A 26099-nucleotide genomic window follows, 5' to 3' on the forward strand; every position below is an offset into this window, starting at 1 on the left:
CGCAAGGGGGAACCGCCGGTGGTCGGGCCGTACCGGGAAATGTTCAGCGCGCCCGGGGTCAAGGGGTTCGTCATCGCCGGGCTCATCGGGCGGATGCCGATGTCCATGCTCGGCATCGGCATCATCCTGCTCATCGAGGCCCTCACCGACTCCTTCGCCATGGCGGGTGCGGTCGCGGCCACCGTCAACGTCTCCTACGCCGTCGCCGCCCCCCTGACGGGGCGCCTGGTGGACAGGTTCGGCCAGGCCAGGGTAATCGTCCCGCTCACCCTGACACAGGGTGCCGCGCTGACGGCCCTGATGCTGTGCGCGCATCTCCGGGCACCCTCATGGGTCCTGTTCGCCGCCGGCGTCGTGACCGGCGCGAGCTCGGTGTCGCTCGGCTCGCTCGTGCGTGCCCGCTGGTCACACCTGCTGGCAGGGTCGGCCCGGCTGCACGCGGCGTTCTCCTTCGAGTCGGTCGCCGACGAGATCGTCTTCGTCGCCGGGCCCGCGCTGGTCACCGCCCTGGCCACCATGGTCAACCCCTACGCCGGCCTGATCGTGGCCCTGGCCTGCCTGGTCGGGGGCACTCTCGCCTTCGCGGCGCAGCGCGGCACCGAGCCACCGGTCCGCCCGTACGACAGGCACTCGGGCACCCCGATCACCATTCCCGGCGTCGTCCTGCTGTCGTGCGTCTTCCTGGCGATGGGCGCGGTCTTCGGCTCGCTGGACCTGATCACGGTGGCGTTCGCCGAGGAGCACGGCGCCAAGGCCGCCGCCGGGCTGCTGCTCGCCGCCATCGCCTGCGGAAGTCTGGTCTCCGGGCTCTGGTACGGCGCGCGGCAGTGGAAGGTCTCCCTGCGCCGCCGCTTCGTCCGCGCCCTCGGGGTCTTCGCACTCGGGCTGACCCCGATCATCCTGATCGGCGACGTCAGGGTGATGGCCCCGGCGCTGTTCCTCGCCGGGCTGGCCATCTCTCCGACGATCATCACCGGCTACACGCTGATCGAGCGGATGGTCCCGGCCAACCTGCTCACCGAGGGCATGGCGTGGCTCTCCACCGCGATCGGGTTCGGCGTGGCGCTCGGCGCCTGGGCGGGTGGCCGCCTCACCGACGCGTTCGGCGCTTCCAACGCCTACGGGTTCTCCTTCGCCTGTGCCCTCCTCGCCGTGATCATCGGCGTGGGCGGCTCCGCCTGGCTGCGGACCCCTGTCCCCCAGCAGCAATCATGAGTATTGTTCACCTTCGCGAGCGGAGCGAGGGTGGACATGAGCGAGATCTTCCGTAACTGGGCCGGGAACCAGTCCGTCACTCCGGCGGAGGTCCGCGCCCCCTCTTCGACCCGGGAGGTGGCGCGGGCCGTACGGGACGCCGGCGCCTCGGGACGCCGGGTCCGCATGGTCGGCACCGGCCACTCCTTCACCGGGGTGGCACTCACCGACGGCCTGCTGCTGCGGCCCGACGCGCTGACGGGGATCCGCGAGGTGGGCGACGGCTGGGTGACGGCGGCCGCGGGGACACCGCTCAGCGCACTCAACGAGGAGCTCGCCCGGATGGGCCTGGCCCTGGCGAACATGGGCGACATCACCGCCCAGACGCTGGCCGGAGCCATCCAGACCGGCACCCACGGCACCGGCAGGGAGATCGGCGGGCTGGCCGACCAGGTGCTCGGGCTGGAGCTGGTGCTCGCCGACGGCGAGGTCGTCACGGTGTCCGGCGGCGGCACGGGGAAGATCCGCGACGGGGTCGGCGAACGCGACCTGTTCGACGCGGCCCGGGTCGGCCTGGGCGCGCTCGGCGTGGTGACGGCCGTGACCTTCCGGGTGGAGCCGTCGTTCCTGCTGCGCAGCACCCGGCAGCCGATGCCGCTGACCGGGATCCTCGACTCGCTCGACGCGCTCACCTCGGAGAACGAGCACCTGGACTTCTTCTGGCTGCCGCACACCGACACCTGCCTGACCAAGCGGAACAACCGGAGCCCCGGACCGGCGGACCCACCGGGCGCGTTCCGGCACTGGCTGGACAACAGGTTCCTGGAGAACACCTTGTTCGGCGCGTTGTGCGGGATCGGCGGGCGGTTCCCGGGCGCCGTCCCCCGGCTCAACGCGATCTCCGCGGCGGCGCTGTCGGCCTCCACCCACACCGACGCCTCCTACAAGATCTTCACGAGCGTGCGGGACGTGCGATTCCTGGAGATGGAGTACGCCATCGCGCGCGAGCACCTCGGCCAGGCGCTCCGCGAGACCCGTGATCTCATCGAGCGACGGGACTGGAAGATCACCTTCCCGATCGAGGTGCGGGTCACCCCGGCGAGCGACGCGTGGCTGTCCACCGCCTACGGCAGGGACTCGGCCTATGTCGCCTGCCACGTCTACCGGCCGACGCCGAACCCCGCCTACTTCGAGGGCGTCGAAGAGATCATGACCAGGCTGGGCGGGCGCCCGCACTGGGGCAAGCTCCACACCCGTGACGCGTCCTACCTGGCCACGGTCTACCCCAGGTTCGGCGACTTCTCGGCGCTGCGGGACCGGCTGGACCCGCGGCGGATCTTCGCCAACGACTACCTGGACACCGTCCTGGGCTGACCCGCCTGCGGAGCTCCGGCGTCTCTCCGCGCCGACTCCGCGCCGACTCCCCGCCACATGGTCCGGGTAAAGGTCTGAGCAAAGCCTCCCACGAAGAACGACGCGTCGGCGTGTCTGCCGTTGCTGCGACGGGTCCGACGGGCAGATTCGCAGACGCCCCGCGCCACTCGACCCCGAGGGAGTCCGCTGGAGATGACCTTCTCCCGCCGTTCAGACCCGCCGCCACTCCGCCCGGAGACCGGCAGGCCCGTCGCAGCGCCGTCTTTCGGCTCTTGGCCCAAGTTCACAACGGCACCCGGAGTTATTCGGGAGAATCCGTCGAGGACCCTGAACGTGCTGCTCCATACCGGTACCCGATAACAGATGAATGGAGCAAATGTGACCGGCGTCACATCGCTGCGAGCCCCATCCAGGAAGGCGATGTTCGGACATGCCGGGTACGGTGCTGGCAGGCAACCGGCACACGCGAGAGACTCAAGGGTCCGGGGGAAGATTGAGCACGACGACGAAGGGACTCGCATGCAGGAGCTCCGACTCGTCGCGGTGAGTGAGGACGGGACCTATCTCGTGCTGGCGACAGCCGGCCGGGGGACCCGGTTCACGCTGCCCGTCGACGACCGGCTCCGTGCTGCCGTCCGCGGCAACTTCTCCCGTCTCGGCCAGTACGAGATCGAAGTGGAGAGTCCGTTGCGCCCCAAGGAGATCCAGGCCCGGATCCGTGCCGGCGAGACCGCAGAGGAGATCGCCGCCACGGCGGGTATCCCGGTCGAGCGGGTGCGGTGGTTCGAGGGCCCCGTGCTCCAGGAACGTGAGTACATGGCTCAGCAGGCGCAACGCTGCGCCGTGCGACTGCCGGGCGACTCCGCTCCCGGTCCCACCCTCGGCGACCTGGTCGCCGAGCGGCTGACCCGTCGCGGCGTGCCCGCGGACGAGATCGAATGGGACTCCGCCAAACGGGACGACAACCTGTGGCGGATCAAGCTCGGTTTCGTTTGGAACGGTCACAGCCGCAACGCCGAATGGATCTTCGATCCGCGCCGGCGTCACATCACACCACACGACGACGAGGCCATGCGCCTGTCCGCCGGCGAATACGTCGAGCCGGTCGAGGACTCCATCGTCACGCCGTTCGTGCCGCGCGTGGCCAAGCTCGCGCCGGTGCCGCCGCTGGCACCCGAACCGCTGAACCAGCCGCCGGTCTCGTTCCCCTCGGTGGTGCGCGCCGAGCCGCCGCCCCCGACTCCGACGGCCCCGGCCAAGCCCGCGTTCGCCCAGCCCGAGGCTCCTGCGGCCTCCGTCCAGCCCGAGGCTCCGGCCGTCTACGAGCAGCCGCCGATGCCGCCGATCCCGCCGGGATACGAGCCTCCCAAGATCTCGGTGCCACCGCTGCGCGCCCCGGACCAGCCCGGATACGGGCCGGTCAGGACGCCCGAGCCGGTCAGGACGCCCGAGCCGGTCAGGACGCCCGAGCCCACACCGGCCGCGCCCGAACTCCCCGCCGCGTGGGGACCGGTCAGGACGCCCGAGCCGGAAAGGACACCGGAGCCGGTCAGGGCGCCCGAGCCCGCCGCCGCGGAGGGACCGGAGAGGACGCCCGAGCCCGCCGCCGCGGAGGGACCGGAGAGGACGCCCGAGCCCACGCCGGTCCCGTCACCGCCCACCGTCGCGCGCGAGCAGGCCGAGACTGCCGGCGCCGAGTCCGAAACCGTCGTCGTCCCGCAGGTCGCCGAGGCCTCCCCGGCGTCCGAGGCGGCTCCCCCGGCCGAGGTCACGCCCGAGCCGGCACGGCCCGAGTCCGTCCGGGAGCAGTCCCCCGCTTCCGGGACGGAGACCGCGCGCGAGGAGGAGTCCTCCGCCCACGGGCCCGCGGCCGAGACGGCACCGCCTCAGGACGCCTCGATAGCCGTGCCCGCGGCACGTGTCAGCGGAGACGAGCGGGCGCCCGAGGCCGAGCCGGTCGAGGAGGACACGCGACCGGCGGACACGGCGGCGGCGCGGAAGGCCGAACTCGAAAAGCCTCCGGCGGAGAAGCCCTCGGAGCAGCCGAAACCGGCGCCGGCACCGGCACGTCCCGCGAAGAAGGCCCGGGGACGGCGCGCGTCGGTGCCGACCTGGGACGAGATCATGTTCGGCGCCCGCCGCCAGGACTGACCGCACCGCGGCGGAGCGGGGGGTGACCGGAAGACACCGGTCACCCCCCGCTCCGCCGTACGGGGCCGTGGAAGACGGTCAGAGCCGTCCGTCCGCGACGAACGGGGCGAGCCAGCCAGGCGTCACCTCGGCGGCGAAGGCCACGCCCTCGGTCTCGCCGACGTCGATCGCCTCGTAGCCTCCGGTGCCCGCGCCCACCCCGGCGACCACGGTCAGCAGGCCGGCACGGCGCTGGAACCACGTCTGCCGCAGGGTCCACCCGACCAGGGCCCGCTCCTCCACCACGGCCTGGGAGCGGCGCAGCGACCCCGACCGGACCGACAGACGGGCCCCGTCGTAGGTGTGGCCGAGGGACCGGTAGCGGTCCAGGCCGAGCGGGACGCCCAGCACCGCGAGGATCAGAGCCGGCACCGCGAGCCCCCACCAGAGCGGCGACCACACCGTGGCCGCCGCCGCGCAGAGGGCGATCACCAGCCACGGGAAGACCGCCCGGAACAGCCGGCGTCTGCGCGCCGCCACCGGGTGCGCGCGCAGCCCGGTGGCGATCGGGCCGATCGCCTCACCCACCACGTCGAGCACGACGGCGCGGGGAGACACGGGCATCAGCTGGCCCCGGGTCTCCGAGTCGCCGAGACCCGTCACGATCGCCCACGCGCGGCCGAACCCCGCGCCGCGCTCGGCCAGTCCCTCGACCAGCTCGAACCCGCGCACCCTGCGCCGTTCCAGAGACACGCTCCGGCGGGTGAGCAGGCCCCGCTCGGCGACGAGGTAGCCCTCTCTGCCACGCAGGGTGAAATTCCAGTTGAACACGGCGTACATGACCATGCCGGCGACCGGCATGGCGAGCACCAGCAGCACCAGCGCGACGACGAGAAGAACGGGATGGCCCCAGAGCCACTCCCCCGCGCTCACCACGACCCGCCCGTCGATCCTGAGCTCCGAGCCCCACTGGAACAGCAGGCCCACGGCACCGGCCACCAGCGCGAACGGGGTCAGCAGGTAGGCGCCCGACAAGGGTCCGTAGGCAAGCCATCTGCGCGGCACCACGAAGAACACCCGCTCGGGGGTCGTCTCGCCGACCTCGTGGCGGGCCGTCAGGGGATCCGCCGTTCCCACCGGCACGCCGGAGGCGGTGAGCGGATCGGCGGACGGGTCGCCCACCGGCACGGTGGGGTCCGGTGCGCCGGCCGCCCCCTGCGCCTGGGCGCGCCGGGCCATCCGGGCCCGGGCATGCCAGAGGAGCACGGCCTTGAGCCGTTCCGCCTCCTCGACGGTCACCCCGTCAAGCTCGCCCTCCTGCTTGTCGCCGCCCGCCCCGGTGTCGATCCTGAGCACGGCGATGCCGAGCACGCGGTGCAGCGGCGGGTTGCTGACGTCGACGCCGCGGATGCGCTCCAGCGGAATCGTCCGCACCGACCTGCTCACCAGTGCCCTGGTGAGCTCCAGCCTGTCGCCGACGACCTTGTAGGTGAAGGTCGCCCAGCGGATGGTGGCGTAGAGGACCGACCCCACGACGCCGAAGGCCGCCCATCCGAACGAACTCGGTGAGAACCCGCCGAGGAACAGGACGCCCGCCAGCGGAAGGACGAGCGAGGGCAGCATCCGGATCGGATCCGTCAGCAGCACCTTGGGGCTGAGCCGCAACGCCGGGCTGAAGGGCGGCGGGCCGTACCCCTGACCGCCGGGCACGGTCTGGACACCCTCCGGAACGGCCGGCGGCCACGGGGGTCCGGTTCCACCTTCGGGTGCGACCGGCGGGGGGTTCTGGAAGGGCGGCTCCGCGCGGCCCTCGCGGACGCCCGGCTCCCCGTGGGGACGACGGTCGTCGGGAGACTCGGTCACGTCGCGTCGTCCCTCAGCTCTTCGGACCGCCGGGCGAGCCCCTCGGCCAGGGCGGCGGCGACCCCGTAGTCGAGACCCTTGATCGTGGACGACCCCGCGTGGGAGGCGGTACGGATCTCGACCGTGGCCAGTCCCAGGGCCCGCTCCAGCGTGCCCTGCGCCTTGTCCACCGTCTGGATCCGGCTGACGGGGACGAACGTCCATTCCCTGGCGATCCATCCGGAACGCGCGTAGACGACGTCACCGCTGAGCTCCCACCGGTGCACGGCATAGCGCCAGAACGGCTCGGCGATCGCGCCCGGCACGACGAGCACCGCCACGAGGACCGGCAGCCACCAGATGTGGTCCACCATCCAGACGGGCAGCCAGGACCACCGGGCGCCGTCGATCCATCGGGTCAGGAAGAAGGAGCCACCGACCAGGACGACGGACCAGAACACCCCTTCCAGCAGCCACAACGCGACCGCCTTGCGGGACACCGGATTGGCGGGGGGACGGAGTGGAACATGATCGCGGCCGAGGCTCCACCCGCCGTGCTCACTCATGCGACCTGCCACCGCGGCCCTGTCCGTGACATCGCTCTGCTCCTCCGCATGGTCGCTCACGCTGTCAGCCTAAACGGTCGCGCCCGGGCGGGCAGACCGTCGTGTCAGCGATCTGTCAGCCGCTCCTCCGCCGTGTCAGGCGCCGATCAGAAAAGTGTCAGTGGGGCCGTGCACTCTGATGACGGTCACTAGGGAGAGAGGCTGATCATGCGATATGCCATCCAGGCAGAGGGTCTGGTGAAGCGGTACGGGGAGACCCGCGCGCTCGACGGGGTCGACCTCGCCGTGCCGCAGGGACGGCTGCTCGGTGTGCTGGGCCCGAACGGGGCCGGCAAGACCACCGCCGTGCGGATCCTGGCGACGCTGCTCCGCCCCGACGAGGGCACGGCCTCGGTCGGCGGGTTCGACGTGACCGGCCAGGCCCACCAGGTGCGGTCGCTGATCGGCCTCACGGGGCAGTACGCCGGGGTCGACGAGACTCTCACCGGGGTGGAGAACCTGGTGATGATCGGCCGCCTGCTCGATCTGTCCCGGGTGGACGCCAGGGCCCGGGCCGCCGAGCTGCTGGAGCGGTTCGAGCTGACCGGCGCCGGGAGCCGGGCGGCCAAGACCTACTCGGGCGGCATGCGCCGCCGTCTCGACCTGGCGGCCAGCCTGGTCGGGCGGCCCCAGGTGCTGTTCCTCGACGAGCCGACCACCGGCCTCGACCCGCGCAGCCGCACCGAACTGTGGAGCGTGGTGCGCGATCTCATGGCCGACGGGGTCACGGTGCTGCTCACCACCCAGTATCTGGAGGAGGCCGACCAGCTCGCCGACGACATCGTGGTGTTCGACCACGGCAGGGTGATCGCCTCGGGCACCTCCGACGAGCTGAAGGCGACCACGGGGGCGCAGGTCCTGGAGGTCCGGCCGCTCCGGGCGGAGCACCTGGACCTGGTCGTCCAGGTCGTCACCGACGTCGTCGGCGACGTCCCCGGCGTGTCCGGCGGGAAGATCGTGGCGGCCGTGCACGACCCCGCGGTGGTGCCGGCGATCGTACGACGGCTGGACGACCTCGGAGTCGTCGCCTCCGAGATCTCGCTCCGCAAGTCCAGCCTCGACGAGGTGTTCCTCGCCCTGACCGGCCACCCCGCCGAGGACAGACCCACCGACAACAGAGAAGAGGTGTTCGCGTGACCACGATGACCGTTCCGGTCCCGGCTCCGGCCAGGCGGGTCGGCCTGGCCGCGGGGTTCCGCCAGACGATGACGCTCACGTGGCGCAGCCTGGTGCAGATCAAGCACAACCCCATGGAACTGCTCGACCTGAGCGCGCAGCCGGTGATGTTCCTCCTGCTGTTCACCTACGTGTTCGGCGGCGCCATCGCCGGAAACACGGAGGACTACCTGCAGTTCGCGCTGCCCGGCCTGGTCGTGCAGAACGCGCTGTTCGCGACGTTGACCACGGCGATCGGTCTCAACACCGACATCACCAAGGGCGTCTTCGACCGGCTGCGCAGCCTGCCCATCGCCCGCACCGCACCGCTGGCGGGCAGGATCATCGCCGACACCGCCAAACAGCTCTGGGCGCTGTTCCTGTTCCTGGGGATCGGCACGATCCTGGGTTTCCGGATCCAGACCGGGGTGGCGGGTGTGCTGGGCGCGGTGGCGCTGCTGCTGGCCTTCGCACTGGCGATGTCCTGGATGTCGGTGCTCATCGGCCTGAAGGCGAAGGACCCGGAGAAGGTGCAGATCTTCGCGTTCTCGCTGATGATGCCGCTGACGTTCACCAGCAACGCGTTCGTGCCGACCAACACGATGCCCGGCTGGCTGCAGGTGTGGGTGGACGTCAACCCGGTGACGCAGCTCGCCGACGCCGTCCGCGGCTTGCTGATCGGCGGCGAGGTCGCCGGACCGGCGATCAACTCGCTGCTCTGGGCGGTCGGGCTGGTGGTCGTCTTCGCCCCGCTGGCGATCCGCGCCTTCCGCAGCCGGACCTAACCTGTCCGGAGTGTACGGCGGCCTGCCCGCCGGAAGACGGCTGTCGACGAGAATCGGGGTGGTTGCGTGCTGGTGGTCCATGGTGCCTGGGTGGACGGGCGGCTGGGGGTCTGGGCGGAGGACACCGCCTTGGCCCCGGGGTCCGCTTCCCGTGCCACGTTCCGCCCTCATCCGTTCGCGGCTCCCGTGGCCGCCCTCGGCGCGGTCCTCCCCGCGAGCGCCTCGCGCTCCCCTGCCGCGGCCGAGGAGCGCGAGCTGACGATCCTGCTCCCCGGCTCCGTCCGGGGTCCGCTGCCCTCGCCCGAGTCCGGGCTGGCGCGCTCGGCGCGGAGCTCGCAGAGTTCGCGGATCTCCGCCTGGCGCGTCCCCGCGCTGCTGCTCCACCCGGCCGGCGCACTCGCCCTGCTCGATTCCCTGTCCCGTCCGGACGCGGAGCCGTACGGCCTCGGTCCCGAGGATGAGCCCGTATGGGCCCCCGGCCTCTCCCTGCGTTACTTCGCCGTGGTCGCCGAACACGCGCGGAGCCTGGTCCGGCGCGGCCGGATCCTGCCCCGGCTCATGCACCAGGACGGTGAGTACGCAGCCCGCTGGCGGCCCGTGCTGACCGGCGCCGATCCGGCGGCGATCGGCGACCTGGCCGCCGCCATGCCCCGGGTCTGCAGGGCCGTGCCCGGGGAGCGCCCGTCGGCGGACGTGCTGCGCGAGGCACTGAACGGCCTGGTGGACGGCGCGGCACGGCTGTCACTGCCCGAACGCCTCATCCTCGGTCATCGGCCGGGGACCAGGGCTCCGCTGCCCGACCGCTGGCTGTACGCGCTGACCGGCGAGGACGCCACGCTCACGGCCGTCAGGGACACCGAGGCGGCCGCGCTGTCCGACGCCCTCGACGGCTGGTCCGCCTCGGCACACGAGCTGGACGGGCCGGTCCGGGCCTGCTTCCGGCTCATCGAGCCCGCCGGTGAGGAGGAGTCCTGGAAGGTGGAGTTCGGCCTCGTGCCCGGCCGCTCCCAGGCCGGCTCCGGCCGTCCGCCTGCCGGGGCGGACGACGCAGGCGGACCGGTCGGCTACCTGTCGGCCGACCAGATCAGAGCCGGGGAGAGCGCCCCCTGGCTGCCGGAGCGGCCCCAGGAGGTCCTCCGCGCCGACCTCGGCCGAGCCGTCCGGCTGCATCCCGACCTCTACGGTGCGCTGCGCGACCCCGAGCCGTCCAGCCTGGCGGTCGAGACGGCATGGGCCTTCTCCTTCCTGCGCAACGGCGCGCCCACGCTCAGAGCCGCCGGTTACGGCGTGCGGCTCCCGGCGTGGGCGGGGCGCCAGGGTCTGGGCCTGAAGCTGACCACACGCGCCGTCCCCGGCGAGGAGGGGTCCGGACTGGAGCGGCGGGTGAGCTTCCGGCTGGACGTGGCCGTCGGCGACCACACGATCACCGGGGAGGAGCTGGCCGAGCTGGCCGGGCTCAGGATCCCGCTGGTTCAGATCAGGGGGCAGTGGGTCGAGCTGGACGACCAGCAGATCAAGGCGGCGCTGGAGGTCGTCGAGCAGCGGGGCGGCGGCGAGATGACCATGGGTGAGGTGGTCCGCAAGGTCGTGGACGGCGGTGACGAGGACCTGCCGCTGGTCGCGGTGGACGCCGACGATCTCCTGGGGGATCTCCTCTCCGGTGAGGCCGAGCGCCGCCTCACCCCGGTCGCCGTGCCACGGGCTCTGGAGGGGACCCTCCGCCCCTACCAGGAGCGCGGCCTGTCCTGGCTGAGCTTCCTGTCGGGCCTGGGCCTGGGCGGCGTCCTCGCCGACGACATGGGACTCGGGAAGACCGTCTCCACCCTCGCCCTGCTGCTGTCCGAACGCGAGGACGGCATCCCCCTGCCGACCTTGCTGGTCTGCCCGATGTCGCTGGTCGGCAACTGGCAGAAGGAGGCTGCCAGGTTCGCTCCCTCGTTGCGGGTCTACGTCCACCACGGCGGCACGCGCAGACGGGACGACGGGCTGTCCGCGGCGGTGCGGGAGTCCGACCTGGTCGTCACCACGTACGGCACGGCACTGCGGGACCTGGGAGCGCTGGCGGGCCTGAAGTGGGGCAGGGTGGTCTGCGACGAGGCCCAGGCGATCAAGAACGCTGCGGCGCAGCAGTCGCGGGCCGTACGGGCGATCCCGGCGCGCACCCGGCTGGCGCTGACCGGCACCCCGGTGGAGAACCACCTGGCGGAACTCTGGTCGATCATGGAGTTCTGCAACCCCGGGCTGCTCGGCCCCGCCAAGCGGTTCCGCATGCGCTACCAGGAGCCGATCGAGACGCGGGGCGACAAGGACGCCGCCGGGGCGCTGAAGCGGGCCACCGGGCCGTTCGTGCTGCGCCGCCTCAAGACCGACAAGACGATCATCTCCGACCTGCCCGAGAAGCTGGAGATGAAGGTCTGGTGCACGCTCACCCCGGAGCAGGCGGAGCTGTACAGGGCCGTGGCGAACGACATGCTGGACAGGATCGGCGGCTCCGAGGGCATCGAGCGGCGGGGCAACGTGCTGGCGACCATGACGAAGCTGAAGCAGATCTGCAACCACCCCGCGCATCTGCTGCGGGACGGCTCGCAACTGGCCGGGCGGTCGGGGAAGCTGGCCCGGCTGGAGGAGCTGGCGGAAGAGGTCGTCGAGGAGGGCGACAAGGCCCTGGTCTTCACCCAGTACACCGAGTTCGGCTCCCTGCTGCAGCCCTACCTGGCCGCCCACCTGGACCGCCCGGTGCTGTGGCTGCACGGCGGGCTGTCCCGGAGGCGGCGCGAGGAGCTGGTCGAGCGGTTCCGCCTCGACGACGAGCCGATGCTGTTCCTGCTGTCGCTCAAGGCCGCGGGCACCGGCCTCAACCTGACCGCCGCCAACCACGTGATCCACGTGGACCGGTGGTGGAACCCCGCGGTGGAGAACCAGGCGACCGACCGGGCCTTCCGGATCGGCCAGACGAAGAACGTACAGGTCAGGAAGTTCATCTGCGTGGACACCCTGGAGGAGCGGATCGACGACATGATCGAACGCAAGAAGGCGCTCGCCGAGAGCGTCGTCGGCACCGGCGAGGACTGGATCACCGGCCTGTCCACCGAGCAGTTGCGCGAGCTGTTCCGGCTCGGCCCCGGGGCGGTGAGCTGAATGCCCCTTGAGAACGACGCGGACGGCTCGGCGGCGGAGGTGCCGTTCGGCGAGCGGCCGGCCGACTTCTACTCCCCCGCCGTCTCGCTGAGCCGGTTGCGTCCCCGGCCGGACCCCGCGACGGCCCCCGCGGACCTGCTGCTGCGGGCACTGGAACCACCACCGGTCAAGGTGCGGCACATCCCGCTCGTCGACCTGTTGAGGAAGCCCTACCGGGAGCTGGGCGGCGAGTAGGGCTCCCCTCCCCTGCCCGCGACGGCGACGATCTCCTCGCGGGACAGGAGCCGGCCGCGCTCGTAGCACCGGGAGTATTCCTCCCGGCCGAGCGCGGCCATCGTGCGCTCGGTGATCCGCACATGGTCGAAGTCGACCACCGCGTCGATGCCCCGGACCGTCGCGGCGCCCCCGAGAAGCATGGCGGCCGTGGCCGGGTCGCCCTCCGACAGCACCAGCCCGGCGGAGCCGATCAGCACGAGGCCGAGCACGGCCACCTCCGCCGACTCCAGTGCCTGCCGCAGTGCGACGCCGAGCAGCCGCCGGCCGCGGGTGAGGTCTCCCTCCTGCTCCGCCAGCAGGCCCAGCGCCGCGTTGACCGAGGCCTGGGTCGACAGCGGGACGCCGGGCGTCTCGTCGATCACGCGCATGGCCTCGGCGTAGTAGTGCCTGGCCTCGTCGAGCCCGCCGTCCTCGCGGGCGAAGTCTCCCCGGGCGCTGAGCAGGTTCAGCATGGCGATCCGGTCGCCGTTCCTGACGGCCTCCTTGAGGGCGTCCTCCAGGATCTCCTCCGCCGCCGCCCGGTCTCCCGCGAGGTTGAGCCCGAGTGCCAGCCGGGAGCGCATGTAGGCGACCTCGTCGACCGCGCCGATCTTCTCCATCAGGGCGATGGCCTCGTGGACCGCCTCCAGCGCCCGTGTGGGCTCGCCGTGGAGGAAGTCCAGCTCCGCCAGCTCGGCGAGCACATTGGCGATGCCCCAGCGGTCCCCGATCTCCCGGAAACCGCGCAGGGCGGCCGCCAGCTCGGTCCGGCCCTCGGCGATACGCCCCGCGAAGAAGTGCCCGTACCCCTCGAACAGCCGCGCCGAGGCGATCACCCACGGGTCGGGGTGGGCGAGCATCTCGTCGAGATAGTGGTCACCGCCCGTGAACACGCCGGTGAACAGCGCGATGATCGGCCCCGCCATCACCACCAGGGGATGCCACGGCCGGGGCAGCCCCTCGCGCGCCAGCCGTACCACCTCGGCCAGCTCGGCCCGCGCCCTGTCGAGCTCGATCCCGGCACCCGCCGCGTTGGCCCCGTAGGAGGCGCGGGCCAGGACGAGCGAGGCGAGGTCCGCGCCGTCTCCCACCAGCCCGAGCACCTCACGCGCGCGCCGGGCGCCTTCGATCCGGTAGCCGCGCAGCCACCAGTACCACCCCAGGGCGCCGACCATCCGCAGCGCCAGATCGAACCTGGCCGTCTCGACGGTCCATCGGAGCGCGGCCGACAGGTTGTCGTGCTCGGCGGCCATCGCGGCGACGGCGGCGAGCTGCCCGGCACCGCGGAGACCGGGATCGGACGTCTCAGCCAGTTCAGTGAAGAACACCGCGTGCGCCAGCCGTACGCGGTCGTGCTCGCCGGCCTCGGCCAGCCGCTCGGCGGCGTAGGCACGGATGGTCTCCAGCATCCGGTAGCGGACGACGGCGTCGTGGCTGTGGGCCACCACCAGCGACTTGTCCACCAGCCGGGCCAGTACGTCGAGCACGTCGGCCCGTGCCAGACCCTGCCCCGAGCAGATCGCCTCGGCGCAGTCGAGGGCGGCGCCTCCCGCGAAGGCGGACAGCCTGCGGGCCAGCGTCCGCTCCTGCTCGTCCAGCAGATCCCAGCTCCATCCGACCACCGCGCGGAGCGTCTGGTGGCGGGGCAGCGCCGTACGGCTGCCGCCGGTCAGCAGACGGAAGCGGTCGTCGAGCCGGTGCGCGATCTGCTCGGCGGAGAGTGAGCGGAGCCGGGCGGCCGCGAGCTCGATGGCGAGCGGCATGCCGTCGAGCTCACGGCAGATCCGCACCACCGCGGCGGCCTCGGCCTCGGGCCGGTATCCGGGGCGGACGGCCGCGGCGCGTTCGGTGAACAGACGCACGGCCGGGTATCCGAGGGCCTCGCCCGGATCACCGTCCCCGGGAGGGAGATCGAGCGGAGGCACCGGCCAGGTCATCTCGCCGGTGATGCCGAGCGGCTCGCGGCTGGTGGCCAGGACGCGCACCCCGGGGCACGCCGCCAGGACCTGGTCGGCGAGCGCCGCCGCCGCCTCGACCACATGCTCGCAGTTGTCCAAGACGATCAGGAGCCGTTTGCCCGCGAGGCCCGAGACGAGGCGGGCCAGCGGGTCACGGGCGGCGGGCACCGCGATCGCGGCGGCGGGAGAGGCCACAGGGGACGGATCGCGTAGTTCCAGTGCCGAGAACACCGCCTGCGGAACCTGGCTCGGCTCGGCCACCGGGGCGAGCTCCACCAGCCACACCCCGTCGGGCATCCGGCCGGCGACCGCCTCGGCCGACTCGATCGACAGCCGGGTCTTGCCCGCCCCGCCGGGACCGAGCAGGGTGACCAGCCGGTGGCCGGCGAGGAGCTCGGTCGTCCGTGTCACGTCGCGTTCCCGGCCGACGAAGCTGGTGATCCTGGCCGGCAGGTTGCCCCGTCGCGGAGCCGCGAGCGGTGCGGCGCTCTCCACCGGAGGCGGATGGGGCGGACCGCCACCGCCGGCCGGCGAGCCGCTCTCACCGGCCGGCGGGAACCGTAGACCGTTCTCGGCCCACTCGTGGCGCAACATGGAGAGGTGGAGAGCGGCCAGCTCGGGCGAGGGATCCGCGCCGAGCTCGTCGGCGAAGGCCGCGCGGGCGTCCTCGTAGGAGGCCAGGGCCTCGACGTGGCGGCCCGAGCCGTACAGGGCGCGCATGAGCTGGCCGCGGAACCGCTCACGCAGCGGATGGGCGGCGATCAGCGCGGGCAGCTCCGCGGCCACCTCGGTCTGCCGTCCGAGCAGCAGCTCGGCCTCGACCCGATCCTCGACGGCGGCCAGGCGGAGCGTGTCCAGCCGGGCGACCGCGGCGGTGACGGAGTGGTTGCCCGGCAGGCCGGCCAGGGCGGGCCCGCGCCAGAGCGCGAGCGCCGCGTGGAGCGCGGCGGCGGCGTCGCCCGGGGCGCCCGCCATGAGGAATTCGCGGCCCTCGGCTGCCAGCCGGACGAACCGGTGGGCGTCCACCCGGTCGGGGTCGACGGCCAGCCGGTAGCCGGCCGCACCGGCCTCTACCAATCCACGCTGATCGGCCAGAACAGTACGTAATCGGGAAATCAACGCCTGCAATGCGTTTCCCACCGCGTTCGGCGGACAGTCCTCCCACACCCCGTCGACCAGCCGGTCGATGGACACGACCCGGCCCGCGTCGAGAAGCAGCAGGCCGAGAAGGGTGCGCAGGCGTTGCCCGGTGATCTCGACCGCCTTGCCGCGACGGCGGATCTCCAGGGGCCCAAGGATGGCGAAGGTCATTTCCGTGTCCAACCTCACCCCCTCCATGCTTTGATTCTGTCCGATTCCCGAGCATTTCCGCGCCATGGAACCTCGCGATCCGGTCTGCGCATCTTCCAGACCCGCGTAGCATCATCGGGCATGGGGCAGCCGAATACGTCTACGCGCCGCCCGCGGCAGGCCATCGGAATGGTGCTCGCCGCGGCGTTCGTTGTCGTCTCATCCGGCTGTGGGATGGTGGGGAGCTCCGCCTCTGCCGACAGGCTGCAGCTGGAGCCGATCAGCGTTTCGAGTCCCCGGCTGAAGGACGGCGCACCTCTGCCGTCCGGCTACTCATGCAACGGTTCGGCCGGCAATCCACCTCTGCGGTGGTCGCGGGTGCCGGACAGGACCAAGTCCGTCGCGATCGTGGCGGACAACAACGCACGCACCGGTGGAGAGGTGAACTGGGTCGTGTTCGACATCGACCCGCGCACCAACGAGTTGGCCGAGGGCAGCGTCCCGGTGGGAGCCGTGGAAGGAAGCACGACAGGTGGCAAGGTGGGCTATACCCCTCCATGCCACGCCCAGGAGAACTATCGTTTCACTGTCTACGCGCTCGACAGCAAGGTCGACCTCAGAAAGGGTGCCTCCCTCGACGAGACCTTGAAGAGCATCGCGGACAAGACGATCGCCTGGGGACGGCTCACCGCGGCACACATCGAGTGACAGGCCAGACACCGGAGGTAGTAGTGGTTACCGATTCTTCACTTAGGGTGTGACAACGCTCATAGTGGTCCGACACAATCAGATCCAATGTCCGAGCGCAGGTGATGCAAGGGGGCAGGTCGCGTCGATGGCCGCGCGACCTCACCGGCGCCGCTGGAAGGCCATGGCCTTGAGGGTGGTGCAATGATCGCGGTCGTAGTGAGTTTGGTCGCCGTCGTGCTCCTCGTGCTCGTCGTCGTGGCACTGGGAATGCGGTCGATGAACCGCAGGGAGAGCGCGCTCCCCGCAGAGCGCCTGCGTGAAATGGCGGAGAAGGAGGCGCAGACGCCCGCCACGTCCATCGACGACTTCGCGACACGCGAACCGAAGATGAACCACTTCTCGCCTGACCTCACCCCGTTCGACGAGCCCAAGCCGCCGCGCCAGCCGCGCCCGGCGAGCTCGCGCGGCAAGAGAGGCATGAACGAGTTCGGCCAGGCCGACGACTACGACGACGACTACTGGACACGGCTCCAGGCTGACGAGGGTGGTTTCGGAGGGTCCTTGGCAGCTCGGATGGGTGCCAGCCGTCCCGTCGAAGGCGATGATCCGTCGCGAGCGGACGCCAACGCGGCCACCATGCAGGTGCCGCTACCGAGCAGATCCCCCTCTCCCCGGGTGGACGCGGACGCGGTGACCACGCAGGCACCGCTGCCGAGCAGGACACCGGCGCCCCGGCCCGCACCGGCACCGGCACCGGCACCGGCCCCCGTGTCGGCCTCGGCCTCCCTGCCGTCGGGCCTCGACGGCCTTGTCGGACCGGTGCAGCCGAATCCGGCCCCCACCAGCGCCGCACTCGCCGAGCAGAGGACGGTCACCTTCGCGGCTCCCACGCCCGGCGCCTTCGGCGAGAGCCGTACGCCGCGCTCGAGTTCCCGCAGAAGCAGCCGTAACTCCGGTCCGGGTAACGGCTCCCCCTCCCGTCCCGACCCGCTGAACGACCCGCTGGGCGGCTCCTATCCCCGTAGCACGGGCTCGGCGGCCTCCAGCGGTTCCATGCCGGCGCTCGGCGGTTCCGCCGGCTCGGATCACGGCACCGGCCCGCTCGCCCCGATGCCTCCGATGGGCCCCACGACCAGTGGCGGCTTCCCCGCGCCGGGCCCGGATCTGCTGGGGGCGCCCTACGGCGCCACCCCGGAACCGCCCGTCTCCGACAACCCCTGGGCCCAGGCCACCGCTCCGGGCTCCGGAGGCTGGCCGGCCACGAACGCCGCCGACATACTCGACGACCCCGCGCCGTCCTACAACTCGTACCAGACGCCGGTGTACGACGCTCCGCCCGCGGCTTCCTACGAGGTGAGGCCCGGCTGGGCCACCATCGACGACGACACGCTCACCGGACCGACTTCGGCGATCTCCACACCGACCGGCCCCTCCCGCAGCGTCTCCTCCCATGAGGACCGTGCGGCCGAGGCGCGGCCGGGCGGGAGATACGGCTACGACCCCCAGCAGCGCTCCACCCCGGCGACGTCCGGTGCCTGGCCGGAACCCACCTCCGGAAGCGGTGACGGCGCGAACACGAGCTGGCCCAGCTACGGCGACCTCTACGGCACCACTCCCGCCGTCACTCCCGACGGACAGGGCCACGGCGACTCCCGCGGCAACCACCACCGGGCGCAGGAGCCTGACTATCCCGACTATTACCGCTGATTCCCCCTCCCTCGGTAAAGGCCGCCGGTAACCGCCCAGGCGGAGGGAGGGGACATCATAGAGTCTGCCCATGGAGGCAGACACGAAGAGTGACACCGCCCGCACCGAGAGTCGCTTCATGTCCGTGGTGCGGCACGATCTACCCGCCTCTCTGGTGGTCTTCCTGATAGCGGTCCCTCTCTCCCTCGGCATAGCGGTGGCCTCGGGAGCACCCCTCGCGGCCGGTCTCATCGCCGCCGTGGTGGGGGGTGTGGTGGCGGGCTTCCTGGGCGGCTCTGCCGTCCAGGTGAGCGGCCCCGCCGCAGGGCTCTCCCTGGTGGTCGCCGATCTGGTCCTGACATACGGCTGGCGCGCCACCTGCATGATCACTCTGCTGGCGGGTGTCCTGCAGCTCCTCCTGGGGCTGTTCCGGGTCGCCCGCGCGGCGCTGGCGGTCTCTCCGGCCGTGGTGCACGGCATGCTCGCCGGAGTCGGCGCGGTGATCGCGCTCTCCCAGTTGCACATCGTGCTGGGCGGCAGCCCGCAACGCTCCGCCATCGAGAACCTGGTCGAACTGCCTCAGCAGATCATCCACAACCACAACCACGCGGTCTTCGTCGGCCTGCTCACCATCGCGGTCCTGGTCGGCTCGGCCCGGCTGCCACAGCGGCTGCGGATCGTCCCGGCGCCGCTGGCGGCCCTGCTGGTCGCGTCGGTGACCGCCGGGGTGTTCGGCTGGGATGTCACCCGGGTCGACCTCTCCCAGAGCCTGAGCGAGTGGTCCACGCCGGTCTGGCCGCGAGGTGACTGGCACGCGGTCCTCGGAGCGGCGATGCTGGTCGCCCTGCTGGCCGGGGTGGAGTCGCTCCTGTGCTCGGTGGCCACCGACAAGCTGCACAACGGCAAGCGGGCCGACCTGGACAGGGAACTCACCGCCCAGGGCCTGGCCAACATGGTGACCGGCGCGCTGGGCGGCCTGCCCGTCGCGGGGGTCGTCGTACGCAGCGCGGCCAACGCCCGCGCGGGTGCGCGGAGCCACTGGTCGGCGATCCTGCACGGCGGGTGGATTCTGGTGCTCACGGTCTGTCTGGGATGGACGATCAGACTCATCCCCATGGAGGCGCTCGCCGCGCTGCTGGTCTTCATCGGCGTCCAGATGATCAACATGGGGCACCTGCGCAACCTGCGCGGCCACGGCGAGGTGCGGGTCTACGTCATCACCATGGCCGGAGTCGTGCTGCTCGGTCTCGCCGAAGGAGTGCTGTTCGGCCTGGGCCTCGCCGCGCTGTCCGCGCTGCGCCGCCTCACCTGGATCACCGTACGGGCCAGGCCCGAACCCGACGGCCGATGGCATGTGCTGATCGGCGGCTCCCTGACCTTCCTCGGCGTGCCGAAGCTCACCTCGGAGCTGCAGGCCATCCCGTCCGGGGCGGGGGTCCAGCTGGACCTGAACATCGACTTCATGGACAACGCCGCCTTCGAGGCCGTCCATGCCTGGCGGCAGGAGCACGAGCGCGGCGGTGGCACGGTGGACATCGACGAGGTCCACGACGAGTGGTACGCCATGGCCGCCAGCGGCGCCCGGATGTTCCCTGCCAAGACGCCGCCGCGCGCGCCGGAGCGCTGGTGGCTGCCCTGGGCCCACCGGCGGAGACAGCCTGTCCCCGAGGGTCCCCGGCCCCTGACCCGGCACACGCCGGCGGCGGGCAGCCCCGCCGTACCGGACCTGCTCGCCGGGGCGCGGGAATTCCACCGTCGTACGGCGCCGCTGGTCCGTCCGTTCCTGCGTGCGATGGCACGCGGGCAGGAGCCCTCCCATCTCTTCATCACCTGCGCGGACTCCCGGGTCGTGCCGAGCCTGATCACGGCCAGCGGCCCGGGTGACCTGTTCACCGTCCGCAACATCGGCAACCTGGTGCCGCGCCGCGGCTCGGCGTCCCCGGACGACTCCGTGGCCGCGGCGATCGAGTACGCCACCGAGACGCTCAACATCCAGACCATCACGGTCTGCGGCCACTCCGGCTGTGGGGCCATGGCCGCGTTGCTGAGCGGTGGTGAGAAGGCGTCGTACATGCCGGCGCTCGATCGCTGGCTGCGCCATGGCAACCACAGCCTGGCCAGGTTCATCGCCGGCGAGAGCGACGGCGCCGACGACGGCCCGCTGGACCGCCTCTGCAGGGTCAACGTGATCCAGCAGCTGGAGAACCTGCGGACCTATCCCGAGGTCGACCGGCTCGTCCGCGAGGGGCACCTGCAACTGGTGGGCCTCTACTTCGACATCGGCACGGCCCGGGTCCATGTCCTGGAAAAACCGCCGGTCACCGCCAGTCCGCTCTGAGCGGACGGCTTGCGCCAAGGCCCACGCGGCGGGGCTGCGCTGCCGTCCCGTCGCCGAGACCGTCCGCGACACCTGGGCCTGGCTCCGCGACCTCCCGGCACAGGATCGTTCCTTCGGCAGGCACGGCATCGACCCCGAGAAGGAGGCCGCGATCCTCGCCGAGTGGGCATAGGGGAAGGCCGCGCTGTCAGGCGTGGCCGTCGAGGAGCCCGGCGTCGTGGACGAGCAGCGCGATCTGGACACGGTTGTTGAGGCCGAGCTTGGCCAGGATGGCGGAGACATGGGTCTTGACCGTGGGGACGCCGAGGTAGAGCACGGCGGCGATCTCGGCGTTGGACCTGGCCTGGCCGACCGCGAGGGCGACCTCGCGCTCGCGGTCGTTCAACAGGGCCAGGCGGTCCGTGGCGTGGCTGCGACGCCGGTCGTGGTCTCCGTCGGCGACCCGGGCGATGAGGCGCCGGGTCACCGACGGGGACAGGACCGGGTGGCCCCGGGCCACCTGGCGCACCGCGGTCACGATCTCCTCGGGTGGGGTGTCCTTGAGGAGGAATCCGGCGGCTCCGGCACGGAGGGCGCGCAGGACGTGCCCGTCGGCGTCGAAGGTGGTCAGAACGATGACCTCCGGTGCGCGGCCGCGGGCGCGCAGGCTCTCGGTGGCGGTCAGCCCGTCCATCATGGGCATCCTGATGTCCATCAGGATCACGTCGGGGGCGTGCCGGTCGACCAGGGCGAGCGCCTGGGCGCCGTCACCCGCCTGGGCGACCACCCGGATGTCGGAGGCGCCGCCCAGCATCATCGCCAGGCCGGCGCGGACCAGCGGGTCGTCGTCGACGATGAGCACGCCGATCGCCGGGGGCTCGGGGGTGCTCACGGTGCCCATGGTAGCCAGGCCGCCAGCCGCCAGCCGCCGTCGGCGGCGGGTCCGTGCTCCAGGTGCCCACCGGCCAGGTCGACACGTTCGGCCAGGCCCACCAGCCCCTGACCGGGCCGCCCGCCGGGCATGGGCGCCGCGGCGGGGGCGGTGTTGCCCACCTCCACGGTCAGTCCCCGGCCCGGTGCCCCCGCCAGGCGTATGCGCACCCCGGCTCCCGGGGCGTGCTTGCGGGCGTTGGTCAGGGCCTCCTGCACGATCCGGTAGGCGGTGCGGCCCACCCGGTCCGGGGCGGTCCCGACGACGTCCTCAGACAGGTCCACCCGCATCCCGGCCTGACCTGACTCGTCGGCGAGTTGCCGGACGTCGGCCAGGGTGGGCTGGGGCAGCTCGCCGACCGGGGCGCGGAGCACGCCGACGACCTCACGCAGGTCCTGCAGCGCCTGGTGAGCGCTCTCCCTGATCACCTTGGCCGCGCGGGCCACGTCTTCCGCGGGGGCGTCGGGGCGATATTCCAGCGCGCCGGCGTGCACGCTCAGCAGCGACAGCCGGTGGCCGAGCACGTCGTGAATCTCCCGGGCGATCGCCTCGCGGACGTGGTGCTGGGCCTGCTCGGCGCGGAGGAGGCTCTCGGTCTCGGCGCGGGCCGCGCGGTCACGCAACGAGAGCACGAGCTCGCGCCGGTGGTGGACGAACAGGCCCCAGCCGACCGCGGCGCCCTGGAGGGCGACACCGAACGCCAGCAGCAGAAGAGAGGACGTATCCGGCTCGGGACGCAGTACGACGTAGACGACGGCCGTGAGCAGGCTCAACACGAAGACGGCCGCCGTGGTCCGCGGGTGCCGGTGCACCGCGACCGTGAACAGCGCCGCCAGCATCGCACCGGCGACCAACTCGAAGAACGCCGACAGGGTGACCAGCACCACGGCGAGCTCGACCGGCCGGCGGCGGCGCAGCCACAGAGCGGCGCAGCTCAACGCTCCGGCGAGCTGGTCGAGGTTGAACAGCCACCTCGGTGACAGGAAGGGTGCCTGCAGGCGCTCGGCGGACACCAGGAGCCCGAAGGCGACCGCGAGCAGGAACAGGGCGATGTCCACGGCCCAGTCGCGGGGGCTCCGCCGGGGCGCGGAGGCGGTCACAGATCCATTCATCCTTCCCGGAGCGTACGGCGTCGGAGGAGGTATCGGCCGTTGCGCGCAGCGGCCGATACCAAAGTCTCGGCACACGGTACTTCCGTCGGCCATGACGGCCGGGAGCGGCTACACCGGTCGAGGTGGGAGATCCCGATGACCGATCCCCGGCCACGGCACCGATCCCTAGCGTCGAACCATGCGTAAAGCCATCCAGTCGCTGGGGGTCGTCATGGTCCTCGAGGGCGTCAGCGGGACCATCGACCACCTGGCCGTCCAGCCCTTCTTCGGGCTGTTCCTCAACTTCTTCAACCGCGTGATCGTCAGCCGCGTGGACTTCCTGGCCGACCACGCGCTCTACGCGAACCTGAGCCTGGCGGCCCTGGGGGTCGTCGTGGTCGTCGCCGCCGACCGGACCCAGCCGTCGTGACGTCCAGGATCGCCTCACCCGATCCGCAGCCCCAGGGGCACCGGCCCGCGTCCGCCCCGGCCGACCACCCCGGTGGCTCCGGGCGCACGGCCCGACCCGCCTCTCGTGGGGGGCGGGCGCTACGACGCATCGCACCCGCGGTCGGGCTGTTCTTCCTCGCCCCGCTCATCGCCGAGTATCTGCTCGGCAACATCCCCACATCCGAGATCGCGGGCGCGCTCCTCCTCGCGCCGATGTATGGCGGCGGGGCGGTCCTCATCCGCGAGGCGGCCCGCCGTACCGGGCGCGGCTGGCCCACTGTCATCCTGCTGGCCTCGGCATACGGTGTGCTCGAAGCGGGCCTGCTCGACCAGTCGCTGTTCAACCCGTCCTTCGAGGGCTACGACTTCCAGGGCGCCGCGCACATCCCGGTTCTGGGGATCAGCGCCCACTATGTTCTGACCTTCGTCGGCGGGCACGCGATCTGGAGCATCGGGGTCCCGATCGCCGTCGTCGAGACCCTGGTCCCCCGTCGGAGCACCACCCCCTGGCTGGGCGGGTCCGGCCTGGCCGTCACCTGCCTCCTTTTCGTCTCCGGCTCCGCCGTCATCTTCTACGGCATATCCGAAGACGAACGGTTTCTGGCGTCGGCGTCCCAGGTGATCGGCGCCGCTGCCGTGATCGCGATCCTGATCGGTACCGCGTTCGCCGTCGGGCGGCGTCCCCGGCCGAGGATCGACCGCCGGGCACCGGATCCGTGGCTGGTCGGCACGGTCGCCCTGGCCGTGTCGGGACTGTTCTTCGTCCGGCCCGAAAGCTGGCCGGGCACCGCCCTCGGCGTCGCGCTCATCGCCCTGATGACAACGGTGGTCGCCCGGTGGTCGCGGCGTGCGGGATGGGCCGCCTCCCACCGGCTCGCACTGGCCGGCGGCGCGCTGCTGACCTACGTCTGGGCCGGTTTCCTCCTGCTCTCCCTGGAGAACTCCGCGAGCACCGCCAACCTGATCGGCCAGGCGATTCTCGCTCTCGGCGCGGTCGTCCTCCTCGCCGTGGCCGCCCGAAGGACGAGACGGACATGGACGGCGGCGCCATGAGCCGGCCGATCCGACCGGCCTCATCAGCGACGGCATCCGTTTCGGGGACGAAAACCTCGTGGCCGAGCAGACGGATCGATCTTCCTCCGCCGAGGACGGTTGATCCGTCCCAGCCGGGGAAACGGAGGGTACAAAGAGAAGAGGCTCCGCCATGACCGATGCTCTGCGCCTGCCGGTGAGGTCCCAGGACACGACGCTGATCCTGCGGCCCGAAGGGGAGCTTGACGTGAACACGGCGGTGCAGTTGCAGGACTGGCTGGACGACTACCTCGACGGCGGCCCCCGCGCGACGACCCTGGTGGACCTGTCCGGCCTCACCTTCATCGACTCCCCCGGGTTGGCTGTGCTGCTGGCCATGCGCCGGCGACTGGCCGACGGCGACGCGGTCGTCGCCTACGCCGACCCGGCCCCGCAACCCGCGCGGCTGCTGCGCATCACGGGCCTGGCGGCCAACCTGCCGGTCTTCGACACGCTGGACGAGGCCCTGCGGTCGCTGGACGCCGGGTAGCGGTGGAGGACCGGCGATCCGTCCGGCCGGAGGTCAGGAGCGGGATCGCAGGGAGGCGACGGCGTCGGCGGCGGTGGGCTGCACCGCGAAGGCCTGGACGAGCCCGGTCACCCGGAAGATCCTGTTCAGCCGGGAGTTGAGGCCGGTCAGGACGACGCTGCCGCCGCGCTCCGACAGCAGCGTGCGAATGGCGAGGAAAATCCTGATACCGGTGGAATCGCAGAAGTCCAGAGCGGTCAGGTCCAGCACCAGGTCACGATGGTCCGGGGTGAGAACGGTGCGGATGTCGGCGCGCAACTGCTCGGCGTTGGTGAAATCGAGGTCCCCGGACAGGGCGACTACGGGCACGGACGCCACAGACTGCTGCGCCCCGTCCTCAAGGGTGAATCGGACGACGGCGGTCACCGGGATATCCCTCCAATCGGAGCGGACAGGGCGTCGATGACGGGAAGCCGGTGCCGGTCGCCATGGCGGCCGGCGAGGCGTTCACATCGCTCACCCGCTTGCTCACATCCTTCACGGAGCACTCAACGGGTCGCCCCGCAGGCGAGATCACTGCAGGGACGGCCACGCACATCCTACCTGTCGCCCCGAACGCCTCTCCAGCCGTCACGCCGACGGCTCCTCTCTTCCGGCCGGTCCCACCCGCTCCCGATGCCGATGCCGTATCCGGGTCCGGGACCGGGTCCGGCCACATGCGTCACGCGGCGACCGGGACGAGGTCTCGTCGGCTGGTCAGGCCGATGTGCTCACCGTAAGCCTCACCTCACGTATGAAGAGATCTCCGGCACTGATAGGAAGGTGTACGGCCTGCGCTGAAACCCGCGGACGTGAGGAGCCTGTCATGCTGTTCGAGGCCGGGCGTGGCCCGGCATTCACCCTCTCATGCGACGTGCACGAGAGGGCGACCATCATCCGTGTCGGCGGAGAGCTCGGGTTCACCTCGGCTCCGCTCCTCCGGGAGCAGCTGGACCGTTTCCGGGGGCCCGGTACGGCCTTCCTCATCGTGGATCTGACGGATGTCACCTTCTGCGATTCGGTCGGGCTGAGCGAGCTGGTCTCCGCCCTGCAGCACAGTGAGGCCGTGGGCACCCGGTTCGCGCTCAGCGGCGTTCACGGCTACCTGGCGCGCGTGCTGACCATCACCGGTCTCCGCAAGACCTTCGAGATCCATCCCGGCCCCGAGGACGCGCTGCGCCAGGCGTCGGCGGCCCGGCCTGACGGCGGGCGTGCCGGCTCGCCGGAGCCGGACGACGCCCCGCCTCCGCCCGCGCCCGCGTCATGACCGGTCCTCGCCAGGCACCCGCACCGGAGGGTGGTGTGGTCTCAAGTCGCCTGCAAGCCCGCTGTCCTATCTCTTGAGACGTACGGAAGTCCCATCCCCAGTCTCAGGAGAGAAGATCATGCGTGGTGCCCTGCGCTTTTCCCTCGGATTCACCACCGCCGTTCTGGCGCTCGGCCTGCCGTCCACCGCGACGGCGGGGACGGGCACATCGGCGGCATCCGCCGCAGCGATCTGAGACGGGAACGCCTTCTCCCGGCACTCCGGCCCCCCGGTCGTTACCGTCTCGTGAGCGGTCTCCTCGGCGGCTCCGTCAACGGCACCGACGATCGATTCGAGGATCTGGCTCGCTCGGTGCCTGTTCG

General features: G+C 71.8%; 21 protein-coding genes. 15 read left to right on the top strand and 6 right to left on the bottom strand.

What is annotated here, in order from left to right; all coding sequences use genetic code 11:
• The first annotated feature begins 39 nt into the window (after positions 1-39).
• The 3 genes from FHR32_RS01690 (at position 40) to sepH (ending at position 4719) form a co-directional block, all read left to right on the top strand.
• Complete coding sequence (locus tag FHR32_RS01690; protein WP_221465211.1) at positions 40-1215, top strand: MFS transporter; 1176 nt, start codon at positions 40-42, stop codon at positions 1213-1215.
• A gap of 36 nt (positions 1216-1251) precedes the next feature.
• Positions 1252-2568 carry a D-arabinono-1,4-lactone oxidase gene (locus FHR32_RS01695; protein ID WP_184752364.1) on the top strand — a complete coding sequence of 439 codons (1317 nt, stop codon included), beginning with the start codon at positions 1252-1254 and terminating at the stop codon, positions 2566-2568.
• A gap of 519 nt (positions 2569-3087) precedes the next feature.
• A complete protein-coding gene (gene sepH / locus FHR32_RS01700) occupies positions 3088-4719 on the top strand; it encodes a septation protein SepH (RefSeq protein ID WP_184752366.1) in 1632 nt (543 codons plus the stop codon).
• Between the two features lie 78 nt (positions 4720-4797).
• Here sepH and FHR32_RS01705 read toward each other — a convergent pair whose 3' ends face one another.
• On the bottom strand, positions 4798-6561 hold the full coding sequence (locus FHR32_RS01705) for a PH domain-containing protein (RefSeq protein ID WP_312881852.1): 1764 nt from the start codon (positions 6559-6561) through the stop codon (positions 4798-4800).
• The gene (locus FHR32_RS01710) at positions 6558-7166 is read right to left on the bottom strand and encodes a PH domain-containing protein (protein ID WP_312881853.1); all 609 of its coding nucleotides are present in this window, start codon (positions 7164-7166) and stop codon (positions 6558-6560) included. Before FHR32_RS01710 ends, FHR32_RS01705 begins: the two co-directional genes overlap by 4 nt.
• Positions 7167-7313: 147 nt before the next feature.
• Between FHR32_RS01710 and FHR32_RS01715 the strand changes: the two genes are divergently transcribed.
• From FHR32_RS01715 to FHR32_RS01730, 4 genes are all read left to right on the top strand, one after another.
• On the top strand, positions 7314-8282 hold the full coding sequence (locus FHR32_RS01715; RefSeq protein WP_184752368.1) for an ATP-binding cassette domain-containing protein: 969 nt from the start codon (positions 7314-7316) through the stop codon (positions 8280-8282).
• Between the two features lie 5 nt (positions 8283-8287).
• Entirely contained in the window at positions 8288-9085 is a 798-nt protein-coding gene (locus FHR32_RS01720; RefSeq protein ID WP_221465579.1) for an ABC transporter permease, read from the top strand.
• A 66-nt stretch (positions 9086-9151) separates the two neighbouring features.
• Positions 9152-12223 carry a DEAD/DEAH box helicase gene (locus FHR32_RS01725; RefSeq protein WP_184752372.1) on the top strand — a complete coding sequence of 1024 codons (3072 nt, stop codon included), beginning with the start codon at positions 9152-9154 and terminating at the stop codon, positions 12221-12223.
• The gene (locus tag FHR32_RS01730; protein ID WP_184752374.1) at positions 12224-12457 is read left to right on the top strand and encodes a hypothetical protein; all 234 of its coding nucleotides are present in this window, start codon (positions 12224-12226) and stop codon (positions 12455-12457) included. It begins immediately after the preceding gene.
• On the opposite strand, the gene FHR32_RS01735 is transcribed toward FHR32_RS01730, so the two are convergent.
• Positions 12433-15747, bottom strand: a complete 3315-nt coding sequence (locus FHR32_RS01735) for an AfsR/SARP family transcriptional regulator (RefSeq protein WP_184752376.1) — start codon at positions 15745-15747, stop codon at positions 12433-12435. The genes FHR32_RS01730 and FHR32_RS01735 overlap by 25 nt on opposite strands.
• Positions 15748-15960: 213 nt before the next feature.
• Here FHR32_RS01735 and FHR32_RS01740 point away from each other — a divergent pair, with 213 nt between their 5' ends.
• The 4 genes from FHR32_RS01740 to FHR32_RS01755 all read left to right on the top strand — a co-directional run bounded on the left by FHR32_RS01740 (position 15961) and on the right by FHR32_RS01755 (position 20612).
• The gene (locus FHR32_RS01740; RefSeq protein WP_246466393.1) at positions 15961-16434 is read left to right on the top strand and encodes a YbhB/YbcL family Raf kinase inhibitor-like protein; all 474 of its coding nucleotides are present in this window, start codon (positions 15961-15963) and stop codon (positions 16432-16434) included.
• Between the two features lie 183 nt (positions 16435-16617).
• Positions 16618-18123, top strand: a complete 1506-nt coding sequence (locus FHR32_RS01745) for a hypothetical protein (RefSeq protein ID WP_184752380.1) — start codon at positions 16618-16620, stop codon at positions 18121-18123.
• Between the two features lie 70 nt (positions 18124-18193).
• A complete protein-coding gene (locus FHR32_RS01750) occupies positions 18194-20440 on the top strand; it encodes a SulP family inorganic anion transporter (RefSeq protein WP_184752382.1) in 2247 nt (748 codons plus the stop codon).
• Complete coding sequence (locus FHR32_RS01755) at positions 20400-20612, top strand: hypothetical protein (RefSeq protein WP_312881856.1); 213 nt, start codon at positions 20400-20402, stop codon at positions 20610-20612. Before FHR32_RS01750 ends, FHR32_RS01755 begins: the two co-directional genes overlap by 41 nt.
• 15 nt (positions 20613-20627) lie before the next feature.
• On the opposite strand, the gene FHR32_RS01760 is transcribed toward FHR32_RS01755, so the two are convergent.
• Positions 20628-21320 carry a response regulator gene (locus FHR32_RS01760; protein ID WP_184752384.1) on the bottom strand — a complete coding sequence of 231 codons (693 nt, stop codon included), beginning with the start codon at positions 21318-21320 and terminating at the stop codon, positions 20628-20630.
• Complete coding sequence (locus tag FHR32_RS01765) at positions 21308-22462, bottom strand: sensor histidine kinase (RefSeq protein WP_184752386.1); 1155 nt, start codon at positions 22460-22462, stop codon at positions 21308-21310. Before FHR32_RS01765 ends, FHR32_RS01760 begins: the two co-directional genes overlap by 13 nt.
• A 178-nt stretch (positions 22463-22640) precedes the next feature.
• Between FHR32_RS01765 and FHR32_RS01770 the strand changes: the two genes are divergently transcribed.
• The 3 genes from FHR32_RS01770 (at position 22641) to FHR32_RS01780 (ending at position 24452) form a co-directional block, all read left to right on the top strand.
• Positions 22641-22871: a hypothetical protein gene (locus FHR32_RS01770; protein WP_184752388.1), complete on the top strand. Its 231-nt coding sequence runs from the start codon at positions 22641-22643 to the stop codon at positions 22869-22871.
• A complete protein-coding gene (locus FHR32_RS01775) occupies positions 22868-23944 on the top strand; it encodes an AF_0692 family protein (protein ID WP_184752390.1) in 1077 nt (358 codons plus the stop codon). The genes FHR32_RS01770 and FHR32_RS01775 overlap by 4 nt, the downstream gene beginning before the upstream one ends.
• Before the next feature lie 151 nt (positions 23945-24095).
• Complete coding sequence (locus FHR32_RS01780) at positions 24096-24452, top strand: STAS domain-containing protein (protein WP_184752392.1); 357 nt, start codon at positions 24096-24098, stop codon at positions 24450-24452.
• 33 nt (positions 24453-24485) lie between these two features.
• On the opposite strand, the gene FHR32_RS01785 is transcribed toward FHR32_RS01780, so the two are convergent.
• Positions 24486-24857: an STAS domain-containing protein gene (locus FHR32_RS01785; RefSeq protein WP_184752394.1), complete on the bottom strand. Its 372-nt coding sequence runs from the start codon at positions 24855-24857 to the stop codon at positions 24486-24488.
• Positions 24858-25296: 439 nt separating this feature from the next.
• On the opposite strand from FHR32_RS01785, the gene FHR32_RS01790 reads away from it, so the two are divergent.
• The gene (locus FHR32_RS01790) at positions 25297-25737 is read left to right on the top strand and encodes an STAS domain-containing protein (RefSeq protein WP_184752395.1); all 441 of its coding nucleotides are present in this window, start codon (positions 25297-25299) and stop codon (positions 25735-25737) included.
• Positions 25738-26099 lie beyond the last annotated feature (362 nt).

Source organism: Streptosporangium album (genome assembly GCF_014203795.1).
Taxonomy (GTDB): domain Bacteria; phylum Actinomycetota; class Actinomycetes; order Streptosporangiales; family Streptosporangiaceae; genus Streptosporangium; species Streptosporangium album.

Excerpts from the sequence above, each read along its gene's own strand:
- FHR32_RS01690 (WP_221465211.1), top strand. The coding sequence starts at position 40 with ATGTTCAGCGCGCCCGGGGTCAAGGGGTTCGTCATCGCCGGGCTCATC.
- FHR32_RS01695 (WP_184752364.1), top strand. The coding sequence starts at position 1,252 with ATGAGCGAGATCTTCCGTAACTGGGCCGGGAACCAGTCCGTCACTCCG.
- sepH (WP_184752366.1), top strand. The coding sequence starts at position 3,088 with ATGCAGGAGCTCCGACTCGTCGCGGTGAGTGAGGACGGGACCTATCTC.
- FHR32_RS01715 (WP_184752368.1), top strand. The coding sequence starts at position 7,314 with ATGCGATATGCCATCCAGGCAGAGGGTCTGGTGAAGCGGTACGGGGAG.
- FHR32_RS01720 (WP_221465579.1), top strand. The coding sequence starts at position 8,288 with ATGACCGTTCCGGTCCCGGCTCCGGCCAGGCGGGTCGGCCTGGCCGCG.
- FHR32_RS01730 (WP_184752374.1), top strand. The coding sequence starts at position 12,224 with ATGCCCCTTGAGAACGACGCGGACGGCTCGGCGGCGGAGGTGCCGTTC.
- FHR32_RS01735 (WP_184752376.1), bottom strand. The coding sequence starts at position 15,747 with ATGACCTTCGCCATCCTTGGGCCCCTGGAGATCCGCCGTCGCGGCAAG.
- FHR32_RS01740 (WP_246466393.1), top strand. The coding sequence starts at position 15,961 with ATGGTGGGGAGCTCCGCCTCTGCCGACAGGCTGCAGCTGGAGCCGATC.
- FHR32_RS01745 (WP_184752380.1), top strand. The coding sequence starts at position 16,618 with ATGATCGCGGTCGTAGTGAGTTTGGTCGCCGTCGTGCTCCTCGTGCTC.
- FHR32_RS01750 (WP_184752382.1), top strand. The coding sequence starts at position 18,194 with ATGGAGGCAGACACGAAGAGTGACACCGCCCGCACCGAGAGTCGCTTC.
- FHR32_RS01755 (WP_312881856.1), top strand. The coding sequence starts at position 20,400 with ATGTCCTGGAAAAACCGCCGGTCACCGCCAGTCCGCTCTGAGCGGACG.
- FHR32_RS01760 (WP_184752384.1), bottom strand. The coding sequence starts at position 21,320 with ATGGGCACCGTGAGCACCCCCGAGCCCCCGGCGATCGGCGTGCTCATC.
- FHR32_RS01765 (WP_184752386.1), bottom strand. The coding sequence starts at position 22,462 with ATGAATGGATCTGTGACCGCCTCCGCGCCCCGGCGGAGCCCCCGCGAC.
- FHR32_RS01770 (WP_184752388.1), top strand. The coding sequence starts at position 22,641 with ATGCGTAAAGCCATCCAGTCGCTGGGGGTCGTCATGGTCCTCGAGGGC.
- FHR32_RS01780 (WP_184752392.1), top strand. The coding sequence starts at position 24,096 with ATGACCGATGCTCTGCGCCTGCCGGTGAGGTCCCAGGACACGACGCTG.
- FHR32_RS01790 (WP_184752395.1), top strand. The coding sequence starts at position 25,297 with ATGCTGTTCGAGGCCGGGCGTGGCCCGGCATTCACCCTCTCATGCGAC.